Annotated in this window: 10 protein-coding genes and 2 tRNA genes; 10 read left to right on the top strand and 2 right to left on the bottom strand. The window is 65.0% G+C overall.

What is annotated here, in order from left to right; translation table 11 throughout:
* The 8 genes from VHR41_00520 to VHR41_00485 form a co-directional block, all read left to right on the top strand.
* A partial coding sequence (locus VHR41_00520) for a kelch repeat-containing protein (protein ID HEX3232646.1) occupies positions 1–583 on the top strand: 583 nt, incomplete at its 5' end.
* Between the two features lie 19 nt (positions 584–602).
* Complete coding sequence (locus VHR41_00515; GenBank protein HEX3232645.1) at positions 603–1,853, top strand: hypothetical protein; 1,251 nt, start codon at positions 603–605, stop codon at positions 1,851–1,853.
* Between the two features lie 722 nt (positions 1,854–2,575).
* Positions 2,576–2,929 (top strand): response regulator, encoded by a 354-nt coding sequence (locus VHR41_00510; GenBank protein ID HEX3232644.1) that lies wholly within the window; start codon positions 2,576–2,578, stop codon positions 2,927–2,929.
* Between the two features lie 718 nt (positions 2,930–3,647).
* Positions 3,648–3,782 carry a hypothetical protein gene (locus tag VHR41_00505; GenBank protein HEX3232643.1) on the top strand — a complete coding sequence of 45 codons (135 nt, stop codon included), beginning with the start codon at positions 3,648–3,650 and terminating at the stop codon, positions 3,780–3,782.
* 84 nt (positions 3,783–3,866) lie between these two features.
* Positions 3,867–3,940, top strand: a tRNA-Pro gene (locus VHR41_00500).
* A gap of 279 nt (positions 3,941–4,219) precedes the next feature.
* A complete protein-coding gene (locus VHR41_00495) occupies positions 4,220–4,768 on the top strand; it encodes a class I SAM-dependent methyltransferase (protein HEX3232642.1) in 549 nt (182 codons plus the stop codon).
* 85 nt (positions 4,769–4,853) lie between these two features.
* On the top strand, positions 4,854–5,132 hold the full coding sequence (locus VHR41_00490) for a hypothetical protein (protein HEX3232641.1): 279 nt from the start codon (positions 4,854–4,856) through the stop codon (positions 5,130–5,132).
* A 25-nt stretch (positions 5,133–5,157) separates the two neighbouring features.
* Positions 5,158–5,231: transfer RNA gene (locus tag VHR41_00485), tRNA-Arg, on the top strand.
* Positions 5,232–5,737: 506 nt separating this feature from the next.
* Here the strand turns inward: VHR41_00485 and VHR41_00480 are convergent.
* Positions 5,738–6,478 (bottom strand): hypothetical protein, encoded by a 741-nt coding sequence (locus VHR41_00480; GenBank protein HEX3232640.1) that lies wholly within the window; start codon positions 6,476–6,478, stop codon positions 5,738–5,740.
* Between the two features lie 168 nt (positions 6,479–6,646).
* Here VHR41_00480 and VHR41_00475 point away from each other — a divergent pair, with 168 nt between their 5' ends.
* A complete protein-coding gene (locus VHR41_00475; GenBank protein ID HEX3232639.1) occupies positions 6,647–7,249 on the top strand; it encodes a hypothetical protein in 603 nt (200 codons plus the stop codon).
* Positions 7,250–7,435: 186 nt separating this feature from the next.
* Entirely contained in the window at positions 7,436–7,846 is a 411-nt protein-coding gene (locus VHR41_00470; protein HEX3232638.1) for a carboxypeptidase-like regulatory domain-containing protein, read from the top strand.
* A gap of 116 nt (positions 7,847–7,962) precedes the next feature.
* Here the strand turns inward: VHR41_00470 and VHR41_00465 are convergent.
* On the bottom strand, positions 7,963–8,773 hold an 811-nt coding region (locus tag VHR41_00465; protein ID HEX3232637.1), incomplete at its 5' end, for a bacterial transcriptional activator domain-containing protein.

Genomic DNA, 8,773 nt, shown 5'->3' with positions numbered 1-8,773 from the left:
GGACACCTGGGCCACGAAGCGGTACATGCCGACCTTTGGGCTGAACGGCGTGACCGCCGCGATTGACGGTCGACTCTACGTGGTCACCAGCTGCCAAGACAGCGACTGGTGCAGTGCGCCCAACAAGTGGTTGCTGCGCTACGACCCACTCACCGACACCTGGACGCCGCTCGCCACCCCACCCGCCATCATCTGGTACCGTGAGCGCCTGCAGGGCGGCACCATCAACAAGAAGATCTACATCGGCGTGCCCGGGTCCAAGACCCTGTACGTCTATGACCCGCTGACGGACGCGTGGACCCCGAGGGAGACCACGGTCGCCGTCCGCGGGGGCGCCGCCTCGGCGACGCTCGGGGCCAGGCTGTACCTGATTGGTGGCTACCGATCGAACGGGGATGGCACGACGACCCAGGTCCGGACCACCAGCGTCTACGACCCCGGCACGAATACGTGGACCACCAGGGCGCCGCTGCCCAGCGTCCGCCCAGGGGCGTCGGCTGATCGCGTCTTCGTGGCGGGAAGGGCGCGCATCGAGCTGGTTGGCGGAAGCCGGCCGGGGAACAATCTGCAATATGTCCCATAGCGGAAACGAGGGTACGTGCATGTGGTCACGCCGCGACTTCGGCGAATGTCAGGCTGCCCAGCTCCCGCACCTCCGCGGCGGGCTGCTTGCTCCGGCCCTCCTGCTTGCGGCCCTGGCCTGCAGCGACGATCCCCAGGGCCCGGCCACCGCGGAGCCGACGAGCCCGGCCTTCGCCGCCGCAGCTACCGCTCCGTTGTCGTTTCGCCAGTTGAGCACGGGCGACGGCCAGGGCTGCGGCGTCACAACCGACAGCCTTGGCTACTGCTGGGGCTACAACAAGAACGGCCAGCTGGGCGATGGGACGGAGACATCACCGCGACTTGCGCCAGTCCCCGTCCAGGGCGGTCTCCATTTCCGCACCGTGGTGGCCGGCTCGTATCACACTTGTGGCATCATGGGCAGCGGCAAGGCGTATTGCTGGGGAGACAACTCGTTCGGGCAGCTCGGGGACGGCACGACCTCCAGCTCCCTCTCGCCGGTGGTCACACCCGTGGCGGTCCAGGGGGGTCTCCGGTTCCGCAACGTGACCGTAGGCCGCTTCTACACCTGTGGCGTCACGACCGACGACCGGGCCTACTGTTGGGGCTACAACGGTTCGGGCCAGCTCGGAATCGGGACGTTCGGCGACTCCCGGCAGGTGCCGACGGCAGTGGTCGGCGGATTTGCCTTCCACTCGGTGAGCGCGGGGTCCCGTCACACCTGTGGTCTCACGACGGCGAACCGTGCCGTCTGCTGGGGCGACGACAACTACGGTCAATTGGGCGACAGCTCCAGCGGCGGCTTGCGCACGGCACCGGTGCTGGTGGCGGGCGGACGCTCCTACCAATATCTGGACGCAGGCCAATTCCATACCTGTGCCGTGACCAGTGACGGGCGCGCCTTCTGCTGGGGAAACGGCCGGGCCGGGCAGCTCGGCAACGGGCACACCTACCTCAGCTTCTGGCCCCGGCGCGTGGGGGGCGGGCTGTTCTTCCGCAATATCACCGCCGGCAGCTTGCATACCTGCGGCGTGGGAACCGACGGGCGGCCATACTGCTGGGGATCCAACCAGTACGGACAGCTCGGGGACGGCACGACCACGCAGCGGACCACGCCCGTCGTGGTGAGGGGCGGGATCGCTTTCGTCCGGCTGAGTGCCGGTGAGGCCTTCAGCTGCGGCCTGACGACGGGCGCGCGGCTGTACTGCTGGGGCGGCAACTGGGTGGGCCAGCTCGGCGATGGCAGCACGACCGATCGGCTCGTGCCGGGCGGGGTAGCGGGCTCGAGCTGACGCCAGGGGCTGAGGCGCTCTCCGTTGTTACTGCCGTTCTCGTCGAGGAGTGGTCCGAGGAGAGTCGAAAGTCCGGTCAATGCGCTCGTGGGTCACTGGTACGACCAAGGCAGGCGGCTGAGAGAATATCGGCCGTAGCCAGAGTGGCCTATTGCGACCCATTGTCTCTGTGGAGCGTGTGCACGGACGGTGGGAAAGCGGAGGCCGGCCTGGCGCCTTCCCTCAAGCGCAGACGTTCAGCGCAGCGCGTACCACGCCCGACGGAGCACATGCCCGGCGCCAAGCGGCCCAGCGCACGCTGCCCTGGCTCAGGACCCTGTAGAACCAGGCACCGCGCCAAGCAGCTCCCGAAGCCACGCGAGACCCCGGAGCTCAAATTCCTTGGTGGTCACTTCTGGTGCGCAGGTCAGGGTGCCGATGAACTCCCCGCGGCGGGATACCGCCCATTCCCGAGAGTCGCTGCTGTGGTTTTTCGCTTGGAAGCGTTCGAAGCGGAAAGCTTCACCCTGCCAGGTGAGCGATCGCGTGTGGTAGCGCATGGTGGAGGAAGGTCCTGAGCGAGAGTTCCTATTCTCGGGTCCGGTACGCCGTTGCGCAAGCGCAGGATTCCTTCGCAACCGTACCACGTAAGAGTATAGGCACTTCGGACTATTGCTCTCCTGCCAATTCAGCGGAAACTTCCCGCGTAGATCTGCGGCGGTACCCTCCCTCCTGGCGTCCCCATGCCGGCGCGTATCCTGGTCCTCGATGACGAAACGGCCATCCGTGCCCTGGTCGCCCGCGTCCTAGATGAAGAGGGGTATGAGGTGGTCACCGCCGCGGATGGATTTGCGGGATTGGAGGCCGCCAAGTCGACCCAGTTCGATCTGGTCATCACCAACAACTGTATGCCCGGCATGAGCGGCTCGGAAGTAATGGATCGGCTGCACGTGCTTTTCCCGACGCTTCCGCTGCTCCACCTCGATGACCTGTCACACCCCTCAAGCCAGGATTTCCCCGAAGGCGTGCGGACCCTCTATAAACCGTTCAGCCTCACTACGCTTCGAGAAACCGTCCGGAAACTGCTGCCAGGCTGACGCCGGCGGAGGGGTCGCGCGGCTTGGCGCAGATAGCGGCACTGGGCCACGGTACGGGCAGCACATTCATGGACTATGCGGGATCGCCCTTTCGCGTAGCGGGCGGCGTCTTGGAGTTGCTGAAGATCGCTTGTGAGCGCGCGTAAGCTGCTGCTGTCCATTCTGCCTGCCGAGAGTGGTTCTGGGCAAACTATGACCTGTCCTGCCTCTCTCAGTGGGCCGGGTCACGCAGGTTCTCGCAATGGACCCTGTGCTCTACACGATGGGGCCGGTGCGGGAAGGAGAGCGCCCGGACGCAGGGATAGGCCTGCCCGGGCAAGACTACTTGGGTGCCACCGCGGCCCGAAAGCCGATGCCGCCGGGGAGACGGCCATTGACACGAACAGCGTAGATGTTGCCGAGAACGATAGATGTGCGCCTCCCCACGCCACCCGGTTCCTGCTTCGGCCGTGATCTCTTAAATCGGATTCACTCTCCCAGCAGCCGCAGCGCCTCCCGGCCCGCCTCGGTGCATCGCCACGCCTCGTCTGTCCCCGATGCCGCGTCTTCTCGTCCGCGATTCGAGCTCGACCCGGCCGGCCTTCTGCATCTCCTTGAGGCTGGCTAAGGTTGCCGCGTATCGCGCCACACCCGCTCGCCCGGCGCCCTCTGCCCACAGCAGGGGAGCGCCTGGCAAGCCTACCGGCGCGGGTGGGCGACGGCCCGGAAGCATCTCCCGTTGCCTGATATCGCGGCGGCTGGCGGCGGGAAGGGCACGGAGGCGCTGCAGCGGTGCTATCTGCATGCCGACGAGGAGAGGATGCTGGCCGTCGTGATGAGCGGCGCCCAGCTACGGGAGGTCAAGAAAGTATGACCAGCGTCCTGAAACGTGCACAGAAACGTGCACACTCCGCTTGGCGGTGGAGTTACGACGGTCTATGTTGTTGTCGGATAACGACGGGGTGTGGCGCAGTCCGGTAGCGCGCCTGCTTTGGGAGCAGGAGGTCCCGGGTTCGAATCCCGGCGCCCCGATCCGTCACGATTGCGCTTCGCGGGACCCGCTCGCAGGTTCTTCTGCCATGCCCACCATTGATCAGAACCGGCGCATCTGGGACAAAGCCCATGGTTGGCAGGACCGAGGCGACGACTGGTCGATGACTGGGCGGTCCGGGGCCTCAATGGCACGAGGCCATCCTGCCTCGGATCCGGGAGCACCTTCGCGAGCCACATCCTGGAGATCGCGCCGGGGCAGGGACGGTGGACGGAGTTCCTGGCCGGCCAGTGCCAAACCCTCGTGGACCTCTCCGAGCGATGCATCGCGGCATGTCGCGAGCGGTTCGCTGGCCAGTCGCATCTCAGGTTCATGTCAATGACGGCCGGTCGCTTGGGATGCTGGCCGATCGCTCGATCGACTTCGCGTTCAGTTTCGACTCCCTCGTCCACGCGGAGCTTCCGGAGCTGGACAGCTATCTCCGGGAGTTCGCCCGCGTGCTGGCTCCGGACGGCGTCGCCTTTCTGCATCACTCGAACCTCGCGTCGCTCGGACCACCCGGGCTTGCTCGCAGGGTGTTACCGGACCGGCTCTGTACCGGCCTGATGAGTCGCGGGATCATTCGGTCCGACGGCTGGCGCGCCTACAGCGTGAGCGCGGAGAACCTTCGCCAGGCGGCTGACCGTGCGGGCGTTCCCTGCATCCGGCAGGAGCTGGTGAATTGGGGCTGTGACCGGCTCATCGACTGCTTCTCGACCGTGACACGACGAGGCTTACGTTGGGACCGCCCGCTGGATGTGATCACCAACCCCGGGTTCATGGCGGAGGCGGAAGCCATCCGAGCCCGGGCTACCCAGCGAGGCTCCTGAGGTTCATTGACTGCGGGTCACCCTCCGGCTAAGAATCCCGTCAGAGTTCGCGCTCGCGACTGTGGCAAAAGAGGAGGTAGCAGGAGTGACCGAAGCACGCGGCCGGCAGGCCCGGCTGAAGCCAGGGCTCGGCAAAATGTACCCCGGGCTCGAGGCCGGGGTCTGGCGAACGGTCGAAGCCCTCCTCCGCCACGTGGCCATCCTGATCGACAAGCGCCTGGCCGATCCGCGGACCATCAGCGGCGAGCGCCTGCTGCGGGAGGATCACTTCGAGTTCCGGGGAGACTCCAGGCGGCCGGAAGGGTGGCCGGAGGATCTGTCGCGGATGAGCGACGCGGCGGCGCCTCCGAAGCAGTCCGGGTGACCACGAAGTCGCCTGCCTGCATTGCGCGCCCGTAGCTCAGGTGGATAGAGCAACAGCCTTCTAAGCTGTGGGTCCCAGGTTCGAGTCCTGGCGGGCGCACTTAGTTCACAACGACTTAGGCCCTCCGGGGCTGCCCAACCCCCTCCGTGGTGTCAAGCATGGTGCCACGAGCACTAGAGAAATACAAACCCGAGCAGGTCTCCGTATGCCCAAATGAGTGTGCCGCCCACCAGTAAAGACACGCCAAGCTGCACTGCTAGAGAGTCCCGTTCCTGATTTGCGAACTCTGATGCGGTGAACGTCTCCACGACTGTTAATCTCCGAAAACGTATCCGTTCTTCGGACGAAAGCCGAAGAACTGAGCGGCAGGTGAGAATCGCTCCCATAATGCCGTCCACCGCACCAGATCGGGCGAACCACGTCCAATTGCTGGTGCGCAGGCTGGTAAGGGTCGCGAATAGGGTTCACAGCCCCGCGACAGCGCACAAGAACCAGATAGTCGTGAAGACGAACAGGAATAGTGGATTCCTAGGCCTTGGGTCTGCCCGGGTTCCTTCTGTTTCCATGCGGAGCCTCGTTTCGTGAACTTAGCGATACGACGATCATCAGACGCGTTTAAACGGGCAATCCTCAAGCTCCTTGGTGAACTGCTCGACTCGGTACTCGACCACCTCGCTCCGATGCCGGACGTTCCCCAGGTGGCCATAGACGCGTTTCACCAGCGACTCCCCGCCGTGCCCGAGCTCGCGGCCGACACTGTAGACGCTCACCGGAGCGCCGTGGTCGAGCGTCTGGAGCCGGGCGGAGCAATAGGTGTGGCGGAACATCTTCGAGCGCACCGTGCCCCGCTTCCGCGGCTTGCCCGCCTTGTCGAGCACCTGCTTACCGTCCCCATCAAGCACGTACTCCCAAAAACGCGCCCGGATGGCTACCTGATCGAGCGCGCCATCGAAGTTCCCGACCATGCTCTCTCCGGCGCCGTGCTGGGCAGGGAAGAGAAGCCGGGTCGGTGGCCGATCCAAGCCGAACACATAGGGCCGGAGGATCTCTTCGAGCTGCGGCCAGAGCGGGACGACGCGGGCCGAGGTGGCGGTCTTGAGCCGACGGTGATCATTGAGCCGGAAGGTGACCGTTTTGCGGGCGAAGCTCACGTCGGACACTTCGAGCCCCAACACCTCGGCACGCCAACCGCCGGTCAGGAGGAACGTGGCGAGCAAGGGGTGTAGGAACGGAATAGCAAGGTCGGCGCGGCGGAGTGATACCGTGCGCGCCGCTTCCAACAGGAGAGCCGCGTGGTGCACCTCGAGCCACCGCGCCTCGCGGCGCTCCGCAGTCGGCTTATCCATGAGTGCCGCGACGGGGTTGTAGCCCGGCATGAGTTCAAGGGAGCACCGGCCCGCGCCGTCCACACGGCCGAATGGTGGCGGGTACGAGCCCTCGCGAGGCTCGTGTCGCTTGCTAAAGCCCGCGCACCTCACTAACTCAGAGCTATCCCGCAACAATCGATGCTCCCTATGAGAAGCTCGTTTATGGCCCTGGGACTTTCGCTTGGGCTGGTGGCCAATCTGGTCGCCCAAACTGAGGCCGAGACTCAGCGTGCGACGCTTACCGGTCTGAGAAGCTTTGCGGTCTATGCCAGGGTGCAGCTTTCCGAGAGTGCCACGCTGCAGCGGATCGATGAGAGTGTACTGCGCAACAAAGTCGAGGATGCACTGCGTCGGGAAGGCATCCGGGTCCAGACCAACAACGACCTGCGAGACGGGTCGCAGGCGAGCCTGGACCTTCTCTATATGGTCATACAGACCAAAGACTCGAGTGGCCGGGCGCTCGGCTTTGCCGCATCGTCCTGTCTGCAGGCATCGCAGATGGTGAGAATTCCCCGCCTCACGACGCCGACACATATGGCCTACGCAGTGGTCTCCACCTGGCGAAGCTGCGGACTCCTGGTGGGAGATAGCGCATCCTTGGCCCCCACCATTCTCCAGAACGCCGACGAGCACATCATCCGGTTCATCGACGCCTGGCGCTTCGCCAATACACCTCCTCCGGATCCGCGGTTTCCGGCGGCTTCTGAGTTGAGCATGGGTTCGAATAGGATTCGGGCTGGGGGCCAATAGGCTGGGGGACATGACGAAACCATGACCAGCCTGTTCGGATTAAGTCCATGTACGAAATGCGACCAGCGCGCCGCGAAGCTCGACTCGCTCTTTTCCTGCCTGAGGGATCGTCGGCAGTCTTGGTGAGCCGTCTGCTGCGCGAGCCACCAAGGCCGAAGACTCCATCGATCGTTGGATGAGGTTGACATGGTTCGCTATGTGCGGCCCGTCTTCGTGACCCTCCTTGGCTGGGCTGCCAGCGCTTCGGCGCAGGATGCGACTGGCCACATTGAGGGCAGAGTGTTGACGGCCGAGGCCAGCCCCGCTGTCTCGGTTCGCGTCGCCGCGAGCAGTCCGAACCTCCAGCAGTCGCGGGCAGCTGAGACCGACGCCCGGGGCTACTTCCGGCTGCAGGACCTGCCGGTCGGGACCTACCAGGTACGCCTGGCTCTGGTGGGTTACCGTCCGGTGCGCTTCGATAACGTGGTTGTGCGCTTAGGCCGGACTACCTCGTTGGGAGAGACCAGAATCGAGCCCCAGGCCTTCGAGCTTCAGGACATCGTGGTGAACGCCCAGCGGCCGCTGGTGGACGTCGCGAGTGCCGCCACCGTCACGTAGCGATCGCGGATGGCATCGGCCAAGGACGAGCTGACTGTTGTCACGCAATCACCGCAGTGATTCTGCTTCTGCTTCCCCTAGTGCCCACATTACGGTCACGGCGACAGTCCGATTCGTCACGGCGACAGTCCGATTTGCCTCACGACGGCGGCGAATCGGGGGTCGTGACGCACGGAGTCCCAGACGGGCTCGACTTTGATCATCTCAAGCGCCGGGTTCTGTTCGGCGGCTGCCTGCTCGAGCATCGCCAGCGCGGTCTCGCGCTCCCCCAAGACGGCGTACCACTGGGCCACTTTAATGCCGGGCTTTCCAGGTAGGCGCTGCGCTCTTAGTCGGCCCAACAAGGCGAGCGCCGCAGTGCGCGCGGCCGGGTCGCTCCGAGCCCGTACCAGGGCATGATTCAGTGAAGACGTGTCATGCTGTGCAGCCAGCAACGCTGACGCATCCTGAGTGCGACCCGTGGTGACGTACATCATGAAAAGTCCCCTCGCAACGACTACCGCGCTGGAGTCTCGCGCAATCGCCGCGCGAAACACCGTATCCGCCTCGTCGATACGACCCGCATACCAGAGCGCCGCGCCGAGAATGTTCTGAGGCATTTGAGCGAGCGGGTCGAGCTGAACGGCCGCGCGCGCCTCAGCAATTGCCTCGTTAAGTCTGTCCATGTCCAGCAGGTGCTCGGCCAGCCACTGGTGCGCCGTGGCATAGTTGGGGTCCAGGGCAATGGCCCGCCGGACCTCTCGCTCCGAGCCGGTCCAGTCCCAGTAGCCGTATCGCAGGATCTGGTTGAGCGACGCATGCGGCTCAGCAAGGGTGGAATCGAGCGCAATGGCCCGGAGCGCGGCCGCCTTCGCCCAGGCAAACGCCGTGTCCCGAGGCAGAGTCTGGATGCTCCATACCTGAGAGAGCGCATACGCGTCGGCGAGG

This window comes from Gemmatimonadales bacterium, from assembly GCA_036265815.1.
Taxonomy (GTDB): Bacteria; Gemmatimonadota; Gemmatimonadetes; order Gemmatimonadales; family GWC2-71-9; genus CAVVWJ01.
Note: the sequence above shows the minus strand (reverse complement) of the source record. Positions and strands in the feature narration are given on the sequence as shown.

Excerpts from the sequence above, each read along its gene's own strand:
- VHR41_00515 (HEX3232645.1), top strand. The coding sequence starts at position 603 with ATGTGGTCACGCCGCGACTTCGGCGAATGTCAGGCTGCCCAGCTCCCG.
- VHR41_00510 (HEX3232644.1), top strand. The coding sequence starts at position 2,576 with ATGCCGGCGCGTATCCTGGTCCTCGATGACGAAACGGCCATCCGTGCC.
- VHR41_00495 (HEX3232642.1), top strand. The coding sequence starts at position 4,220 with ATGCATCGCGGCATGTCGCGAGCGGTTCGCTGGCCAGTCGCATCTCAG.
- VHR41_00480 (HEX3232640.1), bottom strand. The coding sequence starts at position 6,478 with ATGGATAAGCCGACTGCGGAGCGCCGCGAGGCGCGGTGGCTCGAGGTG.
- VHR41_00475 (HEX3232639.1), top strand. The coding sequence starts at position 6,647 with ATGAGAAGCTCGTTTATGGCCCTGGGACTTTCGCTTGGGCTGGTGGCC.
- VHR41_00470 (HEX3232638.1), top strand. The coding sequence starts at position 7,436 with ATGGTTCGCTATGTGCGGCCCGTCTTCGTGACCCTCCTTGGCTGGGCT.